The 23,238-nt window shown below is 42.1% G+C and carries 17 protein-coding genes; 4 read left to right on the forward strand and 13 right to left on the reverse strand.

What is annotated here, in order from left to right:
• Positions 1–7: 7 nt before the first annotated feature.
• Positions 8–4,696: a carboxypeptidase regulatory-like domain-containing protein gene (locus C2869_RS18130; protein ID WP_108604276.1), complete on the reverse strand. Its 4,689-nt coding sequence runs from the start codon at positions 4,694–4,696 to the stop codon at positions 8–10.
• Positions 4,697–5,376: 680 nt separating this feature from the next.
• Between C2869_RS18130 and C2869_RS18135 the strand changes: the two genes are divergently transcribed.
• Positions 5,377–6,366 carry a hypothetical protein gene (locus tag C2869_RS18135; RefSeq protein ID WP_108604277.1) on the forward strand — a complete coding sequence of 330 codons (990 nt, stop codon included), beginning with the start codon at positions 5,377–5,379 and terminating at the stop codon, positions 6,364–6,366.
• A gap of 78 nt (positions 6,367–6,444) precedes the next feature.
• Here C2869_RS18135 and bamB read toward each other — a convergent pair whose 3' ends face one another.
• The 8 genes from bamB to ndk form a co-directional block, all read right to left on the reverse strand.
• Positions 6,445–7,758 carry an outer membrane protein assembly factor BamB gene (gene bamB, locus C2869_RS18140; RefSeq protein ID WP_108604278.1) on the reverse strand — a complete coding sequence of 438 codons (1,314 nt, stop codon included), beginning with the start codon at positions 7,756–7,758 and terminating at the stop codon, positions 6,445–6,447.
• Positions 7,758–8,390, reverse strand: a complete 633-nt coding sequence (locus tag C2869_RS18145) for a YfgM family protein (protein ID WP_108604279.1) — start codon at positions 8,388–8,390, stop codon at positions 7,758–7,760. Before C2869_RS18145 ends, bamB begins: the two co-directional genes overlap by 1 nt.
• A 3-nt stretch (positions 8,391–8,393) precedes the next feature.
• Complete coding sequence (gene hisS / locus C2869_RS18150; RefSeq protein ID WP_108605117.1) at positions 8,394–9,674, reverse strand: histidine--tRNA ligase; 1,281 nt, start codon at positions 9,672–9,674, stop codon at positions 8,394–8,396.
• Between the two features lie 105 nt (positions 9,675–9,779).
• Positions 9,780–10,895, reverse strand: coding sequence for a flavodoxin-dependent (E)-4-hydroxy-3-methylbut-2-enyl-diphosphate synthase (ispG, locus tag C2869_RS18155; protein ID WP_108604280.1), 1,116 nt, complete (start codon positions 10,893–10,895; stop codon positions 9,780–9,782).
• Positions 10,896–10,936: 41 nt separating this feature from the next.
• Positions 10,937–11,935 (reverse strand): RodZ domain-containing protein, encoded by a 999-nt coding sequence (locus tag C2869_RS18160; RefSeq protein ID WP_108604281.1) that lies wholly within the window; start codon positions 11,933–11,935, stop codon positions 10,937–10,939.
• Positions 11,932–12,717: a type IV pilus biogenesis/stability protein PilW gene (gene pilW / locus C2869_RS18165; protein ID WP_108604282.1), complete on the reverse strand. Its 786-nt coding sequence runs from the start codon at positions 12,715–12,717 to the stop codon at positions 11,932–11,934. The genes C2869_RS18160 and pilW overlap by 4 nt, the downstream gene beginning before the upstream one ends.
• Before the next feature lie 11 nt (positions 12,718–12,728).
• Entirely contained in the window at positions 12,729–13,853 is a 1,125-nt protein-coding gene (locus tag C2869_RS18170) for a bifunctional tRNA (adenosine(37)-C2)-methyltransferase TrmG/ribosomal RNA large subunit methyltransferase RlmN (RefSeq protein WP_108604283.1), read from the reverse strand.
• Positions 13,854–13,985: 132 nt separating this feature from the next.
• Complete coding sequence (gene ndk / locus C2869_RS18175; RefSeq protein WP_108604284.1) at positions 13,986–14,423, reverse strand: nucleoside-diphosphate kinase; 438 nt, start codon at positions 14,421–14,423, stop codon at positions 13,986–13,988.
• Between the two features lie 525 nt (positions 14,424–14,948).
• Here ndk and C2869_RS18180 point away from each other — a divergent pair.
• Together C2869_RS18180 and C2869_RS18185 are read left to right on the forward strand one after the other, a co-directional pair.
• Complete coding sequence (locus tag C2869_RS18180) at positions 14,949–15,767, forward strand: mechanosensitive ion channel family protein (protein ID WP_108604285.1); 819 nt, start codon at positions 14,949–14,951, stop codon at positions 15,765–15,767.
• Positions 15,768–15,865: 98 nt separating this feature from the next.
• On the forward strand, positions 15,866–16,639 hold the full coding sequence (locus C2869_RS18185) for a DUF481 domain-containing protein (protein WP_108604286.1): 774 nt from the start codon (positions 15,866–15,868) through the stop codon (positions 16,637–16,639).
• A 346-nt stretch (positions 16,640–16,985) separates the two neighbouring features.
• On the opposite strand, the gene C2869_RS18190 is transcribed toward C2869_RS18185, so the two are convergent.
• The 3 genes from C2869_RS18190 to C2869_RS18200 form a co-directional block, all read right to left on the reverse strand.
• Positions 16,986–17,675 carry a hypothetical protein gene (locus C2869_RS18190; protein WP_108604287.1) on the reverse strand — a complete coding sequence of 230 codons (690 nt, stop codon included), beginning with the start codon at positions 17,673–17,675 and terminating at the stop codon, positions 16,986–16,988.
• A gap of 63 nt (positions 17,676–17,738) precedes the next feature.
• Complete coding sequence (gene pta, locus C2869_RS18195) at positions 17,739–19,892, reverse strand: phosphate acetyltransferase (RefSeq protein ID WP_108604288.1); 2,154 nt, start codon at positions 19,890–19,892, stop codon at positions 17,739–17,741.
• Between the two features lie 12 nt (positions 19,893–19,904).
• Positions 19,905–21,164 (reverse strand): acetate kinase, encoded by a 1,260-nt coding sequence (locus tag C2869_RS18200; protein ID WP_108604289.1) that lies wholly within the window; start codon positions 21,162–21,164, stop codon positions 19,905–19,907.
• Between the two features lie 272 nt (positions 21,165–21,436).
• On the opposite strand from C2869_RS18200, the gene C2869_RS18205 reads away from it, so the two are divergent.
• On the forward strand, positions 21,437–22,516 hold the full coding sequence (locus C2869_RS18205) for a peptidylprolyl isomerase (protein ID WP_159084229.1): 1,080 nt from the start codon (positions 21,437–21,439) through the stop codon (positions 22,514–22,516).
• Positions 22,517–22,677: 161 nt separating this feature from the next.
• On the opposite strand, the gene C2869_RS18210 is transcribed toward C2869_RS18205, so the two are convergent.
• A complete protein-coding gene (locus C2869_RS18210) occupies positions 22,678–23,205 on the reverse strand; it encodes a protease complex subunit PrcB family protein (RefSeq protein ID WP_108604291.1) in 528 nt (175 codons plus the stop codon).
• Positions 23,206–23,238 lie beyond the last annotated feature (33 nt).

Here is a 23,238-nt window from a genome sequence, read left to right on the forward strand (position 1 = left end):
TAACTACTTATTCTTGAGCTTGCTCTTGAATTTGAACTCGACTTGAACTTAACGTAAATCCGTCTCGGGTCACGACTACAAAGTAATCCCCAGCTGGAATGTCAAAGAATTGATAAAATCCGGTTACATCTGATGCGGTTTGCACATCAACACTGCGATCAACATTGTAAATCTCGATTAATGCACCCGCGATAGGTGTGCCGGATGGATCTGTTACAAAACCAGATAAACTCGCCTCTTCTTCTGGCTCGGTTGGCTGGTTATCAGCTACTGGTTCAACAATAACCGCAACACTTTGCGTGGTCTGTTTTTCACCGTCAGACACTGTGAGTTTATAAATCACGACTATTTCTGCCGTCACATCAGGCGCGACGAATTCTAGCGTTCTCGTTGTGCTCACCGTTTCATCATTAGCGTTTTGCCATAGGTAAGAAACCGTATTGCCATCAGGGTCGGAAGCGACAGCGTTTAATCGAACCTCAGTACCGCTAGTAACAGTCGTTGCAGGCGTTGTGAAGACACCTGTAATTATCGGCGCACGATTTGACTGAACAAAGTAAGTGAAACTTAAACTGTTGAAATTGGCATCGTGCTTAGCATCTTCCACTGTTAAAGTCGCTGTATATTCGCCATCAGCGGTATCAACTGGCACAACAAAGAAATAGTTATTTGAATCAGTTACCACAGTATTGCCTTGGCCGTCTTGCCAGCGATAACTAATCACATCACCGTCAATATCATAAGCTTTAGCAGATAATGTTAGCCCCTCACCCGGACGTAAAGTTTTAACATCACCGATTAACTCAATCACTGCCGGAACACTGTTAGCTTTAACAATCAATTGCACATTACGAGTCGCGCTTGGTGATGGGTCGGTAACATCTTCAGTCGCAGTGACTTTAAAGGTTTGCGTACCTTGAGTCGCTTGAGAAGTTAAGGTGACTGTCGCTTTCATTGAACCATCAGCTTGCAGTGTTTGTGACGCATGCGGAACAACCTGACCGGCAATGTTAATGGTTAATGGATCACCATCTGGGTCTTTAGCAAATACTGACACTTCAACCGATTCGTTAGTACTGACCACTTTAGGATTCAAAGCCACTGACAAAATTGAAGGCGGGTTACTGACTAAATCTAACAGCAAGTTTTTGGTGGTAGTCGAGCCGGAAGCACCTGTAGCGACGCTATCACTGCCTGCACCAAATCTTGCTTGCTGACCATTATCATCGGCATAGTCAAAGCTATAATCCAAACCGATGTTCGATGCGACAGGTGCACGTAATGTGTAAACCCCACGCTCGTTGGTCACAACGGTTTCACCTAGGCTAGTGACTATAGTGACACCGGCCAATGGCGTACTAGTATCTTTTTCACGCACGGTACCTGTCACCGTGGCTGGCAAGGTATTTTTAAAGCGTAAATTAGATAACAGTACCTCAGTCGCATCAGATGGGATCACGACTGTTGCTGTGGTTACCGTTTCTTCAACATTAATGTAGGTGTCTCTATATGTTGCACTGACATTGATTTGCTGACCAGCTGGTACACTGATCCGATATTCACCATTGTTATCTGTAGTAGCACCAATCGACAGACTTGAAACCACGTCGATACCACGCAAAGGCTTACCATTAGGATCTAATACTTTACCGATAACCGTCACCACTTGATCGACAAAGGTGATACTCCCTAAATCAATATCTTGATTAGATGGTGTTAAATCAAAACTGCGTTTAGCAACTAGGCCAGAAGGTAACGTCGCATTCACTTCAACTACAAATGCAGAAGCGGCTTCTTTACTTGGCGTAGTCACAACAAAACTGCCATCTGTAGCAGCTTTAACCACTTGACCATTTTGCGCGGTGATAACGGCATTACTTAATGGGCTTACTGTACCAAGTACATCAACACTGATAACCCCAGTAATTTCGACTGGATCCGTGATCACAGTAATATCATGGGTCACATCGATATCTTGCACGACAACTTCGGTCGACGTTGAATGACGTAACTCATTTTTAATGATACTGGCTTTAATTTTTAAGGTTAAATCAGTAGCCGTATTAACCGAGTATTTACCTTCGCTATCGGTAAATACAGTTGTACCGTTACTAAATAGTAATTTAACCCCTTCAAGCGCTTGGTCATTTTGGTCACGAACAGTACCTGATACCTCGACTGTCGCGATTTCGATATCAACTTGATTTTGGCATCCTTGGTTAACACCTTGATTTGTCACACTAACATTAATTGAACGCGTAATATCAGCAAATGTAGCCGCAACCGAAATGGTTGAAAGCTTCTTAACGCGCATCGAATAACCGCCGCTGGCATCGGTCACATCGTTGCTATTACCATTGTATGAAATACCATTTGCGATAACGTCAGCACCCAAAATAGGATTACCACTGCCATCAACAACTCGGCCACAAATTTCAGCATGAGTACTAATTGGCTTATCGACATTCCACCAACTGAAATGGGTTAAAACCGCTTCTGCGTATAATGTGCCATTAACATCAAGTAAAGTGGCTTCCGATTCCCACACCCACTCACCTGTCACTTCGTTATATGACCACCAAGGTATGGTACGAATACCGGCTTCAAACTCGGCACGGTACTGAGTTTGTAATGTCGCGGGAATTTCTAAACGAGCGGTTATTGTTTCACCATCAGGCATGGCTAACTCGTTGCCATTTTCGTCTCGCAGCGTAAAGTCAGATAACACCACCGACTCTAGGGTAATCGGCGCTTGCTCTTCATTCGCAGCTGATACATCTGATAAGTCGCGAGCTTCAAAGTTACCAGGGAAAATATCGCGTTCGTTGGTAGGGTCAATCGAGGTAATATCTAATGATATATTGCTGGCGTTAGCCGATTCAGAAGCAGCAAGTACGCCACCGCGTGCAGCACGACGTTGCTTATTCGTTGCCTGTAATACTTTATCGACAAAGCTCGGCGAAACTAACAAGCTCACACTTTGATCATTGGTTGCCACCCGCAGTTGCTCTTTACCATCTTCACTGGCGACTACCACCCCACCTAGGGTAATTTTACTCAAAGGAATCGATGATTGAACGGGCTTCAACTTCACTTTTATCGAGGTTGAAGTGGTTAAATCTGTATCATCAAACTCGATAATTTTCTGGTTCGGCGCATAATGTTGGCTAGTAAAGGTAACCGCTAAACGCTTACCAACAGGTACGTTACGTAAAATGAACTGACCATCAATATCAGATGTCGTGGCGTTGATCTCTCCTTCAATAAACACGTTAACACCAGAAACAGGCTTCTTAGTGGTTTGCTCTGTAATAACCCCCGAAATAACACCGCTAAAGCCAGGTTTTTGTTCAACTTTATTTTTCAACGCCGTTGTTACAGCCGAAGTTTGGGTTAATTGCGTCTTAAGATCAGCACTACCGGCAAATATTTTATCTAATGAAAAGTGGCCAAAATCAAAATTGGGGGAGACTTGCTTGATTTCTTCAATAACAGTAGATAACTCAAGAAAACTTCTTTGCTTTAAGTCAGAAACGCCATTAGCCAGCACGCTAGCAAAGCGGCTTTCTACTGATTGACCTACTTTAGTGCCCTCGAAGATATTTTTAGCGACAACCGAGGTTAAATCAGAAACCGTTACTGATTTACCCGACTCAAATACAAAAGAATAAGTATCTTTAGTACCTGCTGCTTTAACTAAAAGTGGGTATGTCACATCTTGCTTGGCAAAAAAGGTAAATAATCCACTGGCGTCGGTTTGCGTTGTATCATTGGCTGCACTCACTGCTGCAGCCGATTGGCTAACTAACGAAACTTCAGCACCTTGTTTGTCCCAAAATGTAATTGTCGCGTTAGCTTGTCCATAGGCGTCACCGGTAAATTGTTGGTTGACTGTGTCGGGTGCCGTTCCTAACTGATGCTCCTGAATATTGGTTAAGCCATCGTTGTCTTTATCTTGATTCGCGTCATTAACTAATGGATCAAGTTGATACTGAGTTTCAAACGTATCAGGCATGCCATCACCGTCATCGTCAGTATCGGCGACATTACCTATGCCATCTTTATCTGTATCTGTCGTCTCGTTTTTATCATCAGGAAAATCATCAAGATCGTTATTAACACCATCACCGTCACGATCAGGGTCGGCGTTATCTCCTACGCCGTCGCCATCAGTATCCTTGCTCTCATTTTTATCTTCCGGAAACGCATCTACATCGTTATTAACACCGTCGCCGTCTTTATCTGGATCACTATTATCACCTACACCGTCATTATCTAAATCATGGGTTTCGGTTGCGTCAGTTGGGAATTTATCAGCATTGTCACCAACGCCGTCGCTATCGGTATCTTTGGTTTCGGTAGGATCATCAGGAAAGGCATCAGCGTTATCATCTACGCCATCGTTATCTCGGTCTTTATCAGCATTATCGCCAATACCATCGCCATCACTGTCTTTGGTTTCATTGGGATCATCGGGAAATTTATCCGCATTGTCACCAACACCATCAGAATCGGAATCTTTTGTTTCTGTAGGGTCGTTCGGAAAAGCGTCCTGATTATCAGGTACACCATCTTTGTCCGAGTCTACTTCTGTTTGAGGGGGTTCACCGGAGCCACCGCCACCACAGCTCGCTAGCCCTAAAGCTAACACAATTGCCAGCAGTCGCATCCACCGCAAGTTATTAGAAAAGTACATTGCTTCTCCTTAGTCCTTATAGCAAATAGTGCATAGATAAGTCTATGCAGCACAACCAAATACCGATTCGGTTTAATTCCGTAACAAAGGAAGCGTGCATAAAAATCAACCTCCTTGTTACAATTAACTAACAAAACTGTATGTTAAATATCCAGATATTCAAGAAAATAAAAATAATTGTCTAAAAAGTTGATGCTTTATAATTTAAAGCCATTTAAAGCCCAATTTCCCAATGCCCTTAGCCAGAGCGAGACAAAAAAAGTGTAGGGTAACGGGCAATTTAGTAAATACACCAAATGGGGTATTTTATTGATAATCGGCTTTACCTATTCTGTGATTACCTGAATATAGTCAAAGCGAGCGGGTTTTAGGGGAAGCCGTCAAAGCTACCGCATCCGTGCTCACGCTCCTTACCTACATCCATGTAGGCAAGCTTCGAGACCCCATGAGCATATGCTCTATTATGTGATTAGGGCTGCCTAAAGGGATTTAGGTAGTAGGACGACGCAGGAGCCAAAGTCGAGAGTAAGCGCAGACAATGAACCATAAAATCTGAGCGAGAAGACTATAAAACTCGATTTTATTGAGACTTTGAGTTAGGGTTTAGTACACCCTCATTGGAATTTTTTCAACAAGCGTACGCTTGCTAAGAATCAAAAGATAAAAATAAAGGGAATCAAATGACCTTCAAACAAACCAGTATCGCAATTGCATTAGCCTGCGTTGCATCCACAGGCCTTGCTGCAAAAGAGAAAAAAAAATTACCTAATTTCAGTATGGTTGGTATCGGCTTTGAACACGTCGGCTACCAAGAATCCGTAAACAACTTTTTACAGTCTGTTGGCAAAGAAGGGGCTAACTTAAAAACGGATAGTGTGGTTATTAACCCAATCCATCGCGCTGTATCCTTTAGTAGCATTTCAGAAGACTATGGATTTTATATAGCCACATCGTCGACCTTGATTAATAACTTAGTCGACGAAGAATGGAATTTAACTGACTTTGGCGCGGTACAAAATAACCAGCTACAAGTAAGTACGGCAGAACTGGAATTAAAATTGGCTTATAATTTAGATGCCGGAAGCCAATTACTAATAGGTGGTGGTTTTAATACTTATGATTTTAGTCGCTTTGGCTTTAAGTTTGCGGGTGATGAGGCAAAAAATACTGGTGGCTACAAGTTAGATAACTTTTTAAAGGATTTTACTCGCGACCGATTAATCAATGAAGGCAAACTTACCATTCCACAAATTAATGAAGAAGTGGAAAAATCAGGCTTAAAATTAGCCCCCGGTGCAGTATCAGAATCCAATGATAATATTGAGATTTCCATCGGCTATCGCTACGACACTGAACTTGCTAACGAAGCTGGCAAATTTCATTGGTTTGCAGGCGCTGAACTAAACTTCCCATTATTTTACCGCGTAATCAACTCTGAAAATGAAGAAGTCGAACACTCAGGTTCAATCGGCGATGGTTATGGCGTACAAGGTTATGGCGGTATTCGCTACTTAGTCACTAAAAAGGTCTCGTTAGATGTGGGACTAAGAGCACAAATGAGAAATCGCGCTCGAATTGATGAAAAGTTAGATAACGGTTTAACCCAAACCTTGCCAGAAATCACTTATACCAACGTGCAATACTTTTTAGGTATTAACTGGCGTCATTAATTTCCTTATTATAAATACTGAAAAAGGGCTTAATTAAGCCCTTTTTATTGCCTGATTTTCTATTTTTGAAAAACCAAATTAGAAACGATTGTGGCCGTCGTATTGGTCTTTAGTCGGTAATATTTCTTCATTACGGCGACTGCGGCGCGGCGTAATTTCATTACCCTCTTCGTCAGTGATTTTAGCGCCAGCAAACACTAATGCACTCAGCTTGCCTGATTTTCCTTGTACATATAAACGCTCACGCTCGATATAGGGTGAACTATTTAAACCATCAATGTCGGCTAAGTATTGCGCTTCGATTTTACCTGTTTCAGCATTAAACCAATGAATAAAACCTTCAAAATCACCCACGGCGAGTTTCCCTTCATGGATAACAGGAGCGGTAATTTCACGGTTAAGTAATTCAGAGCTACTCCACTTCTCTACCCCGTTACGGCGATCTAAAGCGTAAATATTACTTTGGTTATCAACGACAAATAACTCATTACCTGACGCGACCATATCAACAAAACCGGAGTAATCACGATCCCAGACAACACGGCCATTACGCATTTCCATAGCGGTTAATTTACCACCATAAGATACGCTATAAATTAACGAACCTAATACAATAGGCGTTGCATCAACATCAACCACACGCTCTAATTCAGTAGAGCCCGCAGGTTTAGCTACTGCTTGCTCCCACGCGAGCTGCCCAGTTTCGGCTAAATATACAGAAACTTTGCCGTTAGCACCGCCAACAATCACACCACCGTTGGCATAAACGGGGGAAGCCGTACCACGAATGGTTAACACAGGCACTTCTGATTCTGTCATCCATTTTTCTTCACCGGTTTCGGCGTCTAAGGCATAAACCAAACCTGAACCGGTCTGCACAAAAACTAAACCTTTATCAACCGCCGGTTTGGCTAATACTTCACCTTTAACTTTACTGCGCCAAACAACTTTACCTGTTGCTTCATCTAACGCTATTACTTCGCCATTTTCAGTACCGAAGAATACTTTTTTGTATGAAGCTACTATGCCGCCAGCAACTTTGGCAATCTCTTCATCATCAAAACCTAAAGTAACCCAGATGCTATTTTGTTGTTTGCGAATATCACTCGCCCAAACCCAGTCACCTGAAAATTTTTCGTATGCGTAGATATCGCCCGAACGAGAAGCAATAAATACTTTGTCATAACCAACAACGGGTCTTAATACAGAATAAAATTCGTCAGTACCATCCGCATCCGTACTTAGCCAAAGTTGGCCAACCGGTTGAGGATTTTTAACTACTGGAAGAGGAGCGGGTAAACTCGCAACATCATCGCTGCTAGAGCAACCTTGTAGCGTCATCGCTACGGCTGCTGTTAGCAAAATACTTTTAAGCTTCAATCGAAGTGTCATTATAAACCAACCACCTGGCTATTAACCGCTAAGTCATCAAGTTTCATTTGTAATGCTGGGTTACCTTGTAAACCGTCACTATCCGCAGCAGCTTGATATGACTCACGTGCTTTTTCTAAGTTCCCTTGTTTTAAATAAATATCGCCTTGCAGCTCACTAATTTGTGCTGAAAACGACTCAGGGAATGTTTGGTTAGTTAATGCAAGAGCTGCATCTAATTTTTCTTGTGCAACTTGAATACGCGCTAAACGATAGTTAGCTAACGCTTTAACTTCTGGTTTGCTGGCATTTTTAACAACCCACTCTAATTGAGAGGCGGCTTTATCTAACTCACCAGCTTCAACCAGTGTTTTCGCTAACATAAGCGAGGCTAATTCAGCATAACCTGAACCTGCATTATCTTTAATAAAGCTTTCAACCTGCGTTGTGTTATCCGCACTTAAGTCTTTAACGGCCGCATCATAAGCGGTTGACGCAGCTTCTTTTTTTGCAACGACTTCACCTTGATACCATTTATAGCCACCAACGCCACCTAGGCCTGCTACGATGCCGACAATAATAGAAACACCGTTTTCTTTCCAAAACTTTTTAATCGCTTCGACTTGTTGTTCTTCAGTAGTATAGGTTTCCATTATTTACCTCTGGAATTCATTGGCTAACTCTGCCGCAACAGAGTCAATTGAAATTGTTGTTTGTTGTTTTTGACCGCGAAGGTATTTAACCGTCACTTGTTTATTTGCCACTTCATCGTCGCCCAATATTAATGCCACTTGAGCGCCGCTTTGATCGGCTTTTTTAAATTGTTTTTTAAAGTTTCCGCCACCGCAATGCAATTGGATCCGACAATCCGGCATTGCATCACGTAACGCATCAGCAAACACAGGCGCTTGTAATTCAGCTTGTTGACCAGCAACAACAATATAAGCATCGACTGCGCCACGTATATCTTCAGTAAGGCCTAAAGTCTCTAAAATCAAGACTAAACGCTCTAATCCCATTGCAAAACCGACTGCTGGGGTTGCTTTACCGCCAAGTTCAGCGACTAAACCATCATAACGACCACCCGCACATACTGTACCTTGGGCGCCTAAACAGTCAGTAACCCATTCAAACACGGTTTTATTGTAGTAATCTAAACCACGGACTAATCGCTCGTTTACGCGGTACTGAATACCTAACGCATCTAAACGCGCGCGCAATTGGGCAAAGTGCTCAGCAGACTCTTCACTTAAATAGTCAGGTAAACGCGGAGCATCAACTAACATAGCTTGCACATCAGGATTTTTGCTATCAAGCACACGTAGTGGATTGGTTTCCATACGGCGTAAGCAATCTTCATCCAGCTTATCTTGATTAGCTTGTAAAAAGCTGACTAAGGCTTCGCGATGGGCTGCACGATCTTCGCTGTTACCTAACGAGTTGATTTCTAGTGTCACCTTGTCGGCAATACCAAACGCTTGCCAAAAACGCGCTGTCATGGCGATCACTTCAGCGTCGATATCTGGGCCATTTAAGCCAAATGTCTCGACACCAAATTGATGAAATTGACGATAACGGCCTTTTTGCGGACGCTCGTGGCGGAACATAGGTCCCATATACCATAACCGCTGAGTTTGGTTATAAAGCAAACCATGTTGGTTACCAGCGCGTACACAGCTAGCGGTGCCTTCTGGGCGCAAGGTTAAACTGTCTCCGTTGCGATCATCAAAGGTATACATCTCTTTTTCAACAATATCGGTCACTTCGCCGATAGAGCGCTTAAATAACTCGGTTGCCTCAACCACAGGCATGCGAATTTCGCTATAGCCATAGCTGGCTACAACATTACGTAATACTGACTCTACCTTCTGCCAAACTGGAGTTTGACTTGGTAAACAATCGTTCATGCCGCGAATGGCTTGAATATTTTTCGACACTGAAAATAACTCTTCGCTTAAACGCAAACTCTGCTATTTACAGCAGAGTTTGAAAAAATGGGAACAAAAAAGTAGCGGGATTATAGGGTGTTTAACTCTAGGTATCTAGACCTGTTCGATATCAATACGCTTAGATTCATCTAATTTACTGGCTTTTGCCCGAATATGACGCTCTAACGTATCAACAATATCATTGTTATCGATGCGCTCTTTTTGACGCTCACCACCTAAATAAAAGCCACTTTTGCTTTTAGCACCGGCAAGGCCAACATCAGATACTAAGGCTTCACCTGGGCCGTTGACTACGCAACCAATCACTGACACCGACATCGGGGTAGTAATATCTTCTAAACGCTCTTCAAGTGCGTTCATGGTACCAATGACATCAAACTCTTGACGAGAACAACTCGGACAAGCAATGAAATTAATGCCGCGTGAACGAATACGTAATGATTTTAAAATATCAAAACCAATTTTAATCTCTTCGACAGGATCAGCCGCTAAAGATACGCGCAATGTATCACCAATGCCCTCATTCAATAGCATACCTAAACCAATTGCCGATTTAACCGCCCCTGCTCTGGCACCACCAGCTTCAGTAATACCTAAATGCAAAGGATTATCAATTTGCGCTGACAATAAACGATAGGCACCTACGGCCAAAAACACATCCGATGCTTTTACACTCACTTTAAACTGATCAAAGTTTAATCTGTCTAGTATATCTACATGGCGCATAGCCGATTCAAGCAAAGCTTCCGCTGTTGGCTCGCCGTATTTTTCTTGAATGTCACGCTCTAGTGAACCGCCGTTAACCCCGATACGAATAGGGATGTTTTTATCGCGTGCACAATCAACAACTGAGCGAATTCGCTGCTCGTTACCTATATTGCCAGGATTAATACGCAAACAGTCCGCACCGTATTCAGCCACTTGTAACGCTATGCGATAATCAAAGTGAATATCTGTTACTAGTGGAACATCCACTCGTTGTTTAATCAATTTAAACGCTTCTGCTGCCTCCATTGTCGGTACAGAAACACGCACAATATCGGCACCGGCATCAGCAATACGCTGAATTTGCGCGACAGTTGCATCAACATCTGTCGTTTCTGTATTTGTCATTGACTGAACAGAAATCGGTGCATCACCACCGACTGGTACTTTACCAACCCAAATTTTCTTGGTGGGTTTACGCTTAATTGGAGACTCGTGAAACATGCTTAACTCACTAATAAATTGGGAAAATAACTTTTACACGCTTATTCATGATCAAACGGTAAACTAAATCGTGCAACGCGTCCGGCCTTAAACTGGGTCATATCAATCGTTTTACCATCAAATGTCATACTGACATTTTCAGGTGCACCCAATACAAAACTAACCGGCGCAACGCCAGAAACAGGCATAACGTAACCTTTTTTCTTAACACCATTGGCAATTTCTCGACCGGTTGCGTCCGTGATCACCAGCCAACAATCGTCAATAAAGGTTAATTCCATTGCGACGGCACCATCTGGTGTTGCAACGTTTAATAAAGCAGTTGACTGCTGCGAGCTGTCAGCTGCAATTGTTTTCGGTGTTGGATCTTGAACCAATGGTGCAGCGGAAATGGCTGTTGAACTAGCTTGCTCTTGATTAGCTAATTCTTGTTGTGGCGTCTCATCTAGCGCAACACTGTCTAATGGCTGAGCAAGCTCATCTGTACTTGGCTCATCTGCACTTGGCTCGCCTGCACTTAGTACTTTTTGCTCATCACTCGCAGATGAAGTGGGATCAGCAGCTTGAGTGTCACTCACTTGCTCATTAACAACGTCAACCAACGAGTTAAACGTTGGTGCTTGATCGCGCTGCCACCACCATAATACAAACGACAAAATGACTATCGCAATAATGATATAAGTTGCTAACATTAAGCGACTATCGTGCGCTTCACGCGAGGTACGGCGTGAAAAGCTAGTCATTTTAACCCGTTGAACTTGCGGCGCGTCAGACATGGCATCATACAAAGCCATGACGCTTTCTTCTTCAATACCGTATAGCTTGGCGCAAGACTTTAAATAGCCACGAACAAACAAAGGTGTGCCGATATCTTTGAATTGATTTTTCTCAATTTTTTCAATGATATCAATTTTTAAATTCAAGCTATCAGCCACATCTTGGCGAGACAATTTTTGTAACTCGCGTAACTCTTGCAGCATTTGTCCCGGCGTAGGCTGACTTTCTGTAAGTTGTTCTTGTTCTATTTTTTCAGTCATCATCGAGTAAGTTCAATATAAGCTTTAGTTTGAGAAGCATTTGGATAAAAGCGTACCAAGGTACGACCATATTGTTCAGCACCCATATTATTTTTAAGCTGGCTTTCAATTTGATAGCCCAACCATAAACTGCGGGCTGAACGGCCAGATCGGGTCGCTTTTTCGTAACGCTGCAAATAATTACGCGCTTCCTGTAATTGGCGCGCATCTAAGGATAATTCGGTTAATTCCATCAATGCTTTTACATTGTAGGGGTTATGTTCAAGTGCTTTTAATAAGTAACTGTGTGCTTTTTGTTTTTGTTTATTTTCCAGCAAACAGACGCCTAAATTAACATAAGTTTGCGACTCTCTTATGTACTCATCTTGCGCAACTGCTTTTAAAAAATATTGTTCAGCTTCGACAAACCGTTCTGTTTGACACAAAAATGTGCCGTAGTTATTTAAGGCATCGCCATTATCTGGATGCAGTTGTAACACTTTCAAATAAGCTTGATTGGCGTTGTCTAACTCGTTAACGGTTTGATAATAATAAGCTAAGCTAAAATGTACCTCAGGCATTTCAGGAGCATGTTTAAGCGCTGCATCTAAATTATATTTAGCCTGCGAATAGTTGCCAGCATTGATATAACGTAAAGCCAGCGCTAGGCGCGTTTGCGCGATCTCGGTCGGGTTTTGTTCCCGCTCTATTACAGGTTTTCCACTTTCAGCATAGGTTGTTTTTGTCACACAACCCGCTATGTGAGTTGCCATACCGACTAAAAGTAACGCGCCAATTATCCGCATAAAATAATAAATTAAATAGATTTAATGCTGATATTCTCGCCTTTTTCGCGTTTTTTCAACATTCGTTTTGTTCTATCTTTTACATCGCCGACTAATTGACCACAAGCTGCGTCAATATCATCACCTCGGGTGCGCCTAACTATCGTCACTAAACCATACTCCATTAACACTTTAGCAAAGCGATCAATTCGTGAATTACTTGAGCGCGAATAAGGGCTACCCGGATAAGGATTAAACGGGATCAGATTGATTTTTGAAGGTGTGCCTTTTAACACTTTGGCCAATTCATGGGCTTGGTCCATTGAATCATTAATGCCATTTAGCATGACATATTCAATAGTGACATTTTTATTGGCTTTTGAATCTTTAATATAACGACGCGAGGCCGCTAAAAACTCTTGAATATTGTACTTTTTATTAATAGGCACAATTTCATTACGTAATTCATCATTTGGTGCATGTAACGATATAGCTAATGCCACATCAATTTGCTCTTTTAACATGTCTAACGCTGGTACCACGCCTGACGTACTCACAGTGACCCGACGTTTTGACAAAGCAAAACCTAAATCATCCATCATCAACTCAAGCGCTGGCACAAGGTTTTTTAGATTAAGCAGTGGTTCACCCATGCCCATCATGACCACATTGGTAATGGGTCGTTCGTTGTTTTCTCTTACGACACCAATATCTTTGGCTACTCGCCAAACCTGACCAATAATTTCACTCACCGACAAATTACGATTAAAACCTTGTTGCGCTGTTGAGCAAAAAGTACATTCCAGTGCACAGCCTACTTGGCTTGATACACATAAGGTGGCGCGATCGCCATCAGGGATCCAAACGCTCTCGACTTCTTGACCACCTTCCAGCACCATGGCGTACTTAATAGTGCCGTCGCTCGCCACTTGCTTTTCGCTAATTTCTGGGCCTTTAATTTCACAAAGGTCAGTTAATTTCTGACGTAACGCTTTACTGAGATTATTCATCTCAGAAAAATCATCCATGCCGTTATGATATATCCATTTCATCACCTGCTCAGCTCTAAAGCCTTTTTCGCCAATACTGACAAAAAACTCTTTTAAACCCTTACGGTCAAGATCAAGTAAATTAACTTTAGAAACAGAAGCACTCATGAACAAAAACTACCTATATAAAAATCGCGGCGAATTGTACAGTTTTTAGCCAAAAATTCAATATTGGCTTTATACAAAAAAGGCCGCGCAGTATACAACTGCGCGGCCTTTTTATAAATGGTTAAATCTATTTTATACGACTTCGCGACGCGGACAAATTTCGCTATCGGTAAAAAAGAAGGCAATTTCACGTGACGCCGTTTCAGGCGCATCAGAACCGTGACAAATATTACGATTAGTAGCCGTTGCAAAATCAGCACGAATAGTGCCACGAGCCGCTTCATCTGGGTTGGTTGTACCCATAATTTCACGGTTAGCCGCTATTGCATTTTCACCTTCTAACACTTGTACCATAACAGGACCAGCTGTCATAAACGCAATTAAACCATCATAAAAAGGTTTGCCTTTGTGCTCAGCGTAAAAGCCCTCTGCTTGCTCCGTTGTTAACTGCAACATTTTAGCAGCAACAATTTTTAAGCCAGCTGTCTCAAATCGACTGTAAATAGTACCGATTAAGTCTTTTACTACTCCATCTGGTTTGATAATAGAAAGTGTGCGTTGAATAGCCATATGAATATTTTCCGATTAGTCAAAGTAAGTCGTGAAACGAAGCTGAGAATTTTTTTAACCTTCCCTGTTAAAACGAACATATTGAATGTTAAGAAGGATAGCGCGTTGCAAAATACGCCAACTCCGTTATTGTTATCCAAGAGCATGCCATGCTCCTAGGGAAATTAACAGCCTATACTTATAACGATTTGCACAATCCTTATCTCGCTAACATATTGTTTATCAAATCATAAATATAGTCTTCTCGCTCAGGTCTTATGGTTCATTGTCTGCGCTTACTCGCCCCAATCACATAATAAAGCATATGCTCATGGGGACTCGAAGCTTGACGGCTTCCCCTAAAACCTGATCGCTTTGACTATAATCTTTAACTCAATGTCGGCGTTATAGCGTTCCATAACGTGACTAAGCCTAAATTTCATAACAAATTCACTTGCTTTGACACGCATACCTAGTTAGTTTTATAACGTTTTCTCTCACATCAATATCACTTCACATCAATCAAATTTGCATAGGAACAAGGTTATGGATCAAATAAACCAATGGTTTTCTAACAACCAAGATATGGCGGCTGATTGGGCCATTAATATCGTTATTGCAATCGCCATTTTTGTTGTTGGCCGTATTATCGCTAAATCAGTCGGAACCTATACCGCTAAAGGGTTCGCTAAAAACAATGTCGACGCCGCTGTCGCCAGTTTTATTAGCAATATTGTTTACGCACTTATTCTTGCCGCCACCGTTTTAGTTGCTTTAGGGCAATTAGGTATTGAAACAACATCATTTGTCGCCATTCTCGGTGCGGCTGGTTTAGCCGTAGGTCTCGCGTTAAAAGACTCGTTATCTAACTTTGCCTCTGGCGTTTTAATTATCATGCTACGCCCTTTTAAAGCCGGTGATTATGTCGAAGCCGGCGGTGTCGCAGGCTCTGTGCAAAAAATTGAAGTTTTTTCAACCACGCTTAAAACGCCAGATAATAAAGTAGTGATCGTACCTAACGCATCTATTACGGGTGGTTCAATCACTAACTTTTCGCGCGAAGAAACCCGTCGCATTGACCTAGTAATCGGTGTGAGTTACGACGCGGATCTAAAGCAAACTAAGCAAGTATTAATTGAACAAATCGAAGCTCAACCGCTAGTATTAAAAGAGCCTGCTTATACCGTTGCCGTTTCTGAATTAGGTGACAGCTCGGTTAACTTTGTTGTACGCCCTTGGGTTAAAACCAGTGATTTTTGGAAAGTTAAATTCGCACTGGTTGAGAATATTAAAATTGCCCTAGACGATGCCGGTATTAATATTCCTTACCCGCAAATGGACGTTCATATCAAAAAAGAAGACTAATTCATTCGCTAAATTGGTGACGGCAATTGCGCCGCCACCTACATCTATTTTTATCTATATTTTTCAAACATTTGGAATCAATCAGTAAGGATCCTCAAATGAAATCAACATTAACAATGATTGCGTTATCTGTTGTCGCATTAAACGCGGTAGCAGAAGAAGAAAAAAGCTGGCAAGCCAGCGCTGAGCTAGGTGCTATTTTCACTTCAGGTAACACAGAAACGACTTCTATCAAAGGTAAAATTGATGTCAAACAAGAACTAGAATCTTGGTCAAATCAATACATTTTTGATGCATTATTAAAAGAAGACGAAATCGAAAGTAAAGACAGTAACAATAATACCGTCAAACAAACGCAAAAAACGGCTGAAAAATACTTTTTGTCAGCGCAAGGTAACTACAAGCTTAATACCAAAGGCTCATCACTATTTGTATACGGCTCGCACACTGACGACAAATTTGGTGGTGTGACCAAATACAGCACCATATCGGCTGGTTATGGCCAACATCTTTATAAAACTTCAACTAGCTTACTAAAAGCAGACATCGGTCCGGGTTATGTTTGGAGCAAACAAGCTGATAAAACGGACGGCACTGAAGGTAAAGAAGATAATTCAGGTATCATTCGTTTATCCGCTGACTACCGCTGGAAAATAAACGAATTCGCGACCTTTACCCAAGCTGTTAGTTTTGAAGTACCAACCGACAGTGATAAAAACCGTCGTAGTAAGTCTGTTACAGGTTTTGCCGCTAAAATCAGTGAGTCTATGCAAATGAAGTTAGGCTTAACGGCAATTAATAACTCAGAAGTCGTAGAAGGCCGCGAAAAAACCGATATTGAAACAACAGTGACTGTGGTTTACAACTTCTAATTAAAACTGTTTATCGACCTAAAAAGCAGGTCTTAGACCTGCTTTTTTGTTAACTATTTAGTATCTTAACCAGCGGGTTTCCAACCATTTAGAGCTTTGATGTAGATAAGATACAAGACGAGACTTGCCTTCTGAACCCTACTTTTGGATCCTGGATGAATTGCAGGTACTTAAGATTTGTCTGGAAGTAAATTTTTAGTTTTGCTCTTTCGGACAGAAAAATATGCAGGTTCTGCAAGCATAAATGCTCGCCCACCAAGGAATTTAATACTTTAATCAACCCAAGGGGTCCCCGCCTGTTTACAAATCCTTAGCGCTGAAAATGAATTACAGGCTAAGTAAAAGACTATAACTGACAAGCTTGCCAATAAATACTGGGCTGCCAGAATTGATTACCTACCTGTAATTGCAAATTAACAGCCGATGGCGCTTGCTTTAAATCGGCTAAGCGTCCAGTGAAAGTGGTATCGGCTGAGTGCCAGCTTTTTAGTTTTAATCCTAAGGTTTGTTTGTCTTGCGACACACTTTCAACCACGGCATGTAATTGCACGCTTGAGTAATAGCGCTTATTTTTAATTTGATAATCGACATCTACATTATCTCGGCAAACTAAATCACCTAAGCTGTAGTCAGCATCCAACACCGCGGCTTGCATCACATGCGGGTTTGGTTTTACATCCGTCCCATCCGTTGTGATTGAAGTTTCTATCTCTGGCTGTTTCTCTGCCTCATTCTCGGACTTGTGTGGTTTAGCTGAAGATTGTGTTGTGGCTAACGAAGCTATTTCTGCCGGTTTAGGGCTGGCGCCTGCTAACCAACGCGGTTTATTAACCACAGCCACTTGCTCACTAAATTGCTGTTTAGCGCCTATCGGCGACACTTGCACAGTGGCGTTTTTCGCTTGAATAATTTTCGGTACGGGCTTTTGAATTTCGGACTGAGCTACCGCGTTAACTGGGGCTGGCTGTTGTGCCTGAGGAAGTAATTGACAAGCAGAAAGCGTAAAACAAGATAATAGTAAAACAGGACGAAACATCGAAGTTAACAAGCTTAAAAATGAATTTAGCTATGTTAACCCCGATTTATCAGTGCAACAAGATTAACCTTGCGTCGCTTGAATAGCCGTAAGGGCAATCGTGTAGACAATATCATCGACCAAAGCGCCGCGAGACAAGTCATTAACCGGTTTAGCAATACCTTGCAGCATAGGGCCAATACTGACTAAATTTGCACTTCTTTGCACAGCTTTATATGTGGTGTTACCCGTGTTCAGATCAGGAAAGACTAACACATTAGCTTGGCCCGCCACTTGACTGTCCGGTGCCTTTTTAGCCGCGACACTCGGCATCACTGCCGCGTCATACTGCAAAGGACCATCAATCGTTAAATCTGGACGTTTTTGCTGTGCAAGGTGGGTCGCCAAGGCAACTTTTTCTACATCAGCCCCTGCACCTGAGCTACCTGTACTATAACTCACCATTGCCACCTTAGGTTGAATGCCAAAGGCCGCTGCTGAATCAGCTGACTGGATAGCAATATCAGCCAATTGCTCAGCACTGGGATCAGGATTAATTGCACAATCACCATAAACCAATACTTGATCAGGCAACAACATAAAGAATATTGAAGAAACAAGACTAGCGTCTTTCGCCGTTTTCACTATCTGTAAAGGCGGGCGGATGGTATCCGCTGTAGAGTGCACCGCGCCAGAGACTAATCCATCCACTTTATTAGCGGCTAACATCATAGTCCCTAGCATTACATTGTCTTGTAATTGTTGGCTGGCTAATTCTGGTGTCATCCCTTTATGCTGACGCGCATCAACTAACGCTTGAATATAATCATCAGCTATCGCTTGTGGATCTACAATATCGACATAACCATTTAGCTCTACACCTTGCTGCAACGCAATGCGCTCAATCTCTTGTTGGTCGCCTAATAGCACACAACGGGCAATGCCACGTTTGCCACAAATAGCAGCCGCTTTGATTGTTCTTGGTTCATTACCTTCGGGTAACACAATGGTTTTACTCGCTTGGCGCGCTCGTTCAGTAAGCAAATAACGAAATGCCGCAGGAGATAATTTATTGCGCTGTAACCCAGATTTATTAGCCAATCCCTGCAACCAGTTTTTATCAAAACAAGATGCCAAATGGTTGTTGACCTTTTCAATGCGCTGCTCATCATCAATTGGCACTTCAAAATTAAACTGCTGTAAATTAATCGCAGTTTGCCAAGTATCTAACTCAGTTAACAGTAAAGGTAACCCTGCTTGCAAAGCTTGATCGCACAGCGACATAATTTCAGGTTGTGGCTTGATACCACCAGTTAATAATATAGCGCCAATTTTAGTCCCGTTCATCGCAGCTAAGCAGGCGGCAACAATAACGTCATTGCGATCCCCAGGGGTCACCAATAAGGTATTGGCATTAAAATGGGTCACCATATTAGCAACCGTACGCGCACAAAAGTTAATAGAGCGTAAACGTCGGTATTCCATATCGCCTTGATTAAGCACCTCGACTGGTAAGCTCGCGAGTAAATCTTTCACCCTTGGCGCAACCAAATCGAATTGCCAACCAATCGTTGCCAAAATCGGCAAACCTTTATTTTTAAACAAAGGTAACTCGCGGATGGTTTGGCTAACTTGCTGGTATTTTTCGCGAGCCTGCGCTTTCGTTTTGGCACTGTTGTCTAAAGCCAAACGCCCTTGCTGATCATCTGGCATACCGACTTTATTAAACACACACCCTAAAACGTGCTCAGCACCAACCCCACCGTAATTGCCGATGGCAATATCTATCATGTCCTGCAAATGGCAATAACTATGCTCATTTGGCGCCGCAACAAAAATGACATCCGCCCCTAATGCCGTCGCGATAAGACGATTGATACGGCTTGCATAGGCCTGACCACGTGTATGCACTAAGCCTTCGAGTACAACTAACTCATTACCTTGAAACTGCGACTCATAACGCCCGACTATTTGTTCCAGCAGTTCGTCATCATTACCCGAACTTAACCACTGCTCAGCTTGCAAAATATCAAATGGTTGGGCGGTTTTAACGACACCGCTCGCGTTAATAATAGCCGTCGACTTTTCCGGCCCCGCATCATCATCTCGAGGCTGAGCTATTGGTTTAAAAAAGCCGACATTCAGTCCTTGCTGCTCCATAGCCCGCACTAAGCCCATACTCACCGACGTTAAGCCGACATCCATTCCAACCGGCACCAACATAATTGCATGTGACATAAGAAACTCCTTTTAGTTAATTTGGCTAACACTATTTTGACGAACATTATTTTGATGAGCATTAACCTGACTAACGCGTAATGCATCACCCGCGATCACGCGTTCTTCATTGGTTGGGATCACTAAGGCAGTGGTAGACTGAGCAAGGGTAATTTGTCCAGCTTGCCCAGCCACTGTGTCTTGGTTGGCAGTTTCGTCCAGTACAAAACCCAGTAAGCAAAGTTGGTCTAATACCCGTGCGCGAATAGGTGCGGCATTTTCACCAATGCCGCCGGTAAATACCAAGGCATCTAAACGCCCTAAAGGTACGGCATGAGCCGCGATTGATTTAGCTAATTGATAACAAAACACATCCAAGGCCAGTTTGGCTAATTCATCTCCTTGCTGTTCGGCATGTAATAAAGCTCGGCAATCATTACTGTGCTGCGACAATCCTAATAAGCCACTTTTCTTATTAAGTAACTCATTAACTTGTTGGCTAGTTAACCCCAAGTTATCCGTCATAAAATGTAAAATCCCTGGGTCTATGTCGCCACAACGTGTGCCCATCACTAATCCGGCTAAAGGGGTTAACCCCATACTGGTATCAACACTCTTGCCTTCTTTAACCGAAGCCAGTGAACAGCCGTTGCCCAAATGCGCTGTCACTAAACAAAGCTTATTAGCGGGTTGCTGCAATAAATTAGCGGCTTGCTGAGCAACATATTGATGACTCGTGCCATGAAAACCATACTTACGAACTCCATGATCAGTATAGAAATTGCGGGGTAAAGCGTAAGTAAAGGCTTGCTTAGGCATGGTTTGATGAAATGCCGTGTCAAAAACGGCTACCTGAGGTAAATGCGGAAACGCCGCTTGCGCCGCATTAATACCAACCAAATTTGCCGGATTGTGTAAAGGCGCGAGTGGGTTTAACGCTTCTATTTTTAATTTAACCGCCTCATCAACTAACACAGAATCGACAAATGCTTCACCACCATGCACCACTCTATGCCCCACCGCCTTAATACTTGAACCTAGCTGTTGCTTTTCAATAATGGCGACCAATTTATCGATAGCCTTTTGATGATCCGCCACTTGATGATCAGTCACTTGGGACAAGGAACACTGGTGTTTATCACCTTGTTGACGATAAATAAAACGAGCTTCGTCAGTTAATAAACATTCAGCGAGTCCTGACAAAATCTCATTCCCCGTTTGTGGGTCGATTATTGCAAATTTGAGCGATGAGCTACCGCAATTAAGTACCAATGCATAGTTGGCGTTTAACATATTGTGTCCTATGTGTGAGAGGATTTGTTACTTTAAGTATGTTAGTAGGCTATAAGTAAAAGATGCTGATACAGATCAAGTGCGGTGATGAGAAAGTCAAATAAACCAATTTGGAAAATGTGAAAAATTGTTAACGGCAGACATATAGCACTAGTAATTTCACCATGTCTACACTAATCTAACGCCTCTTTACATTTTTGAAGTAGTTTTTACCTATGATTTACAACTCGATATCTAAATTTTTAAAATTTTCTGCTGTAGCAACAGCTGTTATGTGTGCGTCTGCCCAAGCCACTATTGTAAAAATAGAAACCAATATGGGCGATATCGAGGTTAACCTCTTTGATGAGACCACTCCGAAAACAGTGAAAAATTTTTTATGGTATGTAAACAACGGGGATTACGACAATGCCTACTTTCATCGCTCTGTGCGAGATTTTATTATTCAAACAGGTAGTTTTAGATTCAGTCAAGAGAATGATCAAACAGAGGAAAGAACGAACCCTATCGCTACCAACGATCCTGTAGAAAATGAACCTATATATTCTAATATTGAAGGGACTATTGCGATGGCCAAAATAGGAGGCCAAGAAAACAGTGCAACCGCAGGCTGGTTCTTTAATCTTGATGATGATAACGACGATATTTTGGACACTCAAAATGGCGGCTTTACCGTATTTGGTCAAGTCGTATCCGGTTTAGATATTGTGCAAAACATGGGCGACGTCGATATTTATAAAGCTGGTGGGGCTTTCGATGAACTGCCTTTGCAAAACTACGACTCAAACGAAGCTGCCACTCGCGAAAACTTAGTGATAATTAATAAAATTAGCATTATTGACCCCAGTGAAGACAGTGCTAAAAATTTATCACCAGTAGTAAACACCGAAATATACGAATTAAATAAAGAATTAATCACTAATACTAAATCTGAGATAGAAAAATTTATTACAGAAGTCGAGGGTTATAAAACAGCTGCTGAAACAGCTAAAACAGCAGCAAGCTCTATATCATCTGAGAAAGCTGAAATTGCAGATACCGCACTCACAAAAATAGAAGAAACCATAACGGAGCTAAATACTTATCTCGCACCTGCTGAACAGTACATTGCAGATTTGCAGGCTGCTGAAAACAACAACGAAAATGTATTGTCACTAATACCCATTCGAGTAGAAGCTATGTCTACATACAGTGATGCTTTCGATGCAAAAACAGTGGCAAAGAATCAATTGGAGATTGCCCAAAACGCGGCTAAACAAGAAGATTCAGGTGGCGGTTCACTATCAGCATTACTGATCGCCGCTTTTGGTCTGTTAATTGGTCGTCGTCGCTTATCTAAGCAACCGAGATAAGTAACTTAACCAAGGCAAGATAACTAATAAGTAAAAAGCCGGACAAGTCCGGCTTTTTTAACAAGCTCTGCAAGCATACAAGATTTTGTTCCCGACAAATCTTAAGTACCTGCATCCCTGCAGGCAAATGCTCACCTACCCGACTTTAATAAACAGTCGCGCTATCTCGAACACTGTTGCTTGTCGGATTTAAAAAATTCGATATTGGTAAACTGGTTATTTACTGCTATTAAGCAATAAGGGTAAGTAATAGCTTGTGTTACATCACATAAAATGGGAGGAGATACCTCGGTATAATATATATTCAGTGTACTGGCTTTAACCACAAAATTATCAAATTCTAGCTTGTAACCGGATGATGGTTTTAGCCCTAGATGCAAGGCAACAACCTGCTGTTGCGTGAAGTCGATGGTCGGCGGTGTTTCATCTAAATTTAAGTCACTATTGGCAAATACATGTAAATAATTATTCTCATCAGTTATCACCTGCTTGGTTTCAACTTCCATCGTTGTATAACCAGCCACTGCAGGGCATTTGATAACTTGTATCAATCCTTGTTTAACCGCGGTTTCTAAAGCATTAGGTATTTCTTCATTCTCTTTGGCTTTTTCTTTATTACGTCCGTTGTCGTTCGAATGACAAGCTACAACTAAGAAAGCCAATAGTGTCGCTAAGATTTTATGTGTCATGTTCAATTTCCTTTTGCTATGTTAACTGTATTG

Origin of the sequence: Saccharobesus litoralis, assembly GCF_003063625.1 — a bacterium.
GTDB classification, from domain to species: Bacteria; Pseudomonadota; Gammaproteobacteria; order Enterobacterales; family Alteromonadaceae; genus Saccharobesus; species Saccharobesus litoralis.

What these genes read in the sequence shown, in the direction of transcription:
- C2869_RS18160 (WP_108604281.1), bottom strand. Translation starts at nt 11,935, where the DNA reads ATGATGACTGAAAAAATAGAACAAGAACAACTTACAGAAAGTCAGCCT.
- pilW (WP_108604282.1), bottom strand. Translation starts at nt 12,717, where the DNA reads ATGCGGATAATTGGCGCGTTACTTTTAGTCGGTATGGCAACTCACATA.
- C2869_RS18130 (WP_108604276.1), bottom strand. Translation starts at nt 4,696, where the DNA reads ATGTACTTTTCTAATAACTTGCGGTGGATGCGACTGCTGGCAATTGTG.
- C2869_RS18210 (WP_108604291.1), bottom strand. Translation starts at nt 23,205, where the DNA reads ATGACACATAAAATCTTAGCGACACTATTGGCTTTCTTAGTTGTAGCT.
- C2869_RS18170 (WP_108604283.1), bottom strand. Translation starts at nt 13,853, where the DNA reads ATGAGTGCTTCTGTTTCTAAAGTTAATTTACTTGATCTTGACCGTAAG.
- C2869_RS18180 (WP_108604285.1), top strand. Translation starts at nt 14,949, where the DNA reads ATGGATCAAATAAACCAATGGTTTTCTAACAACCAAGATATGGCGGCT.
- C2869_RS18200 (WP_108604289.1), bottom strand. Translation starts at nt 21,164, where the DNA reads ATGTTAAACGCCAACTATGCATTGGTACTTAATTGCGGTAGCTCATCG.
- C2869_RS18205 (WP_159084229.1), top strand. Translation starts at nt 21,437, where the DNA reads ATGTGTGCGTCTGCCCAAGCCACTATTGTAAAAATAGAAACCAATATG.
- C2869_RS18185 (WP_108604286.1), top strand. Translation starts at nt 15,866, where the DNA reads ATGAAATCAACATTAACAATGATTGCGTTATCTGTTGTCGCATTAAAC.
- pta (WP_108604288.1), bottom strand. Translation starts at nt 19,892, where the DNA reads ATGTCACATGCAATTATGTTGGTGCCGGTTGGAATGGATGTCGGCTTA.
- bamB (WP_108604278.1), bottom strand. Translation starts at nt 7,758, where the DNA reads ATGACACTTCGATTGAAGCTTAAAAGTATTTTGCTAACAGCAGCCGTA.
- ndk (WP_108604284.1), bottom strand. Translation starts at nt 14,423, where the DNA reads ATGGCTATTCAACGCACACTTTCTATTATCAAACCAGATGGAGTAGTA.
- C2869_RS18145 (WP_108604279.1), bottom strand. Translation starts at nt 8,390, where the DNA reads ATGGAAACCTATACTACTGAAGAACAACAAGTCGAAGCGATTAAAAAG.
- ispG (WP_108604280.1), bottom strand. Translation starts at nt 10,895, where the DNA reads ATGTTTCACGAGTCTCCAATTAAGCGTAAACCCACCAAGAAAATTTGG.
- C2869_RS18135 (WP_108604277.1), top strand. Translation starts at nt 5,377, where the DNA reads ATGACCTTCAAACAAACCAGTATCGCAATTGCATTAGCCTGCGTTGCA.
- C2869_RS18190 (WP_108604287.1), bottom strand. Translation starts at nt 17,675, where the DNA reads ATGTTTCGTCCTGTTTTACTATTATCTTGTTTTACGCTTTCTGCTTGT.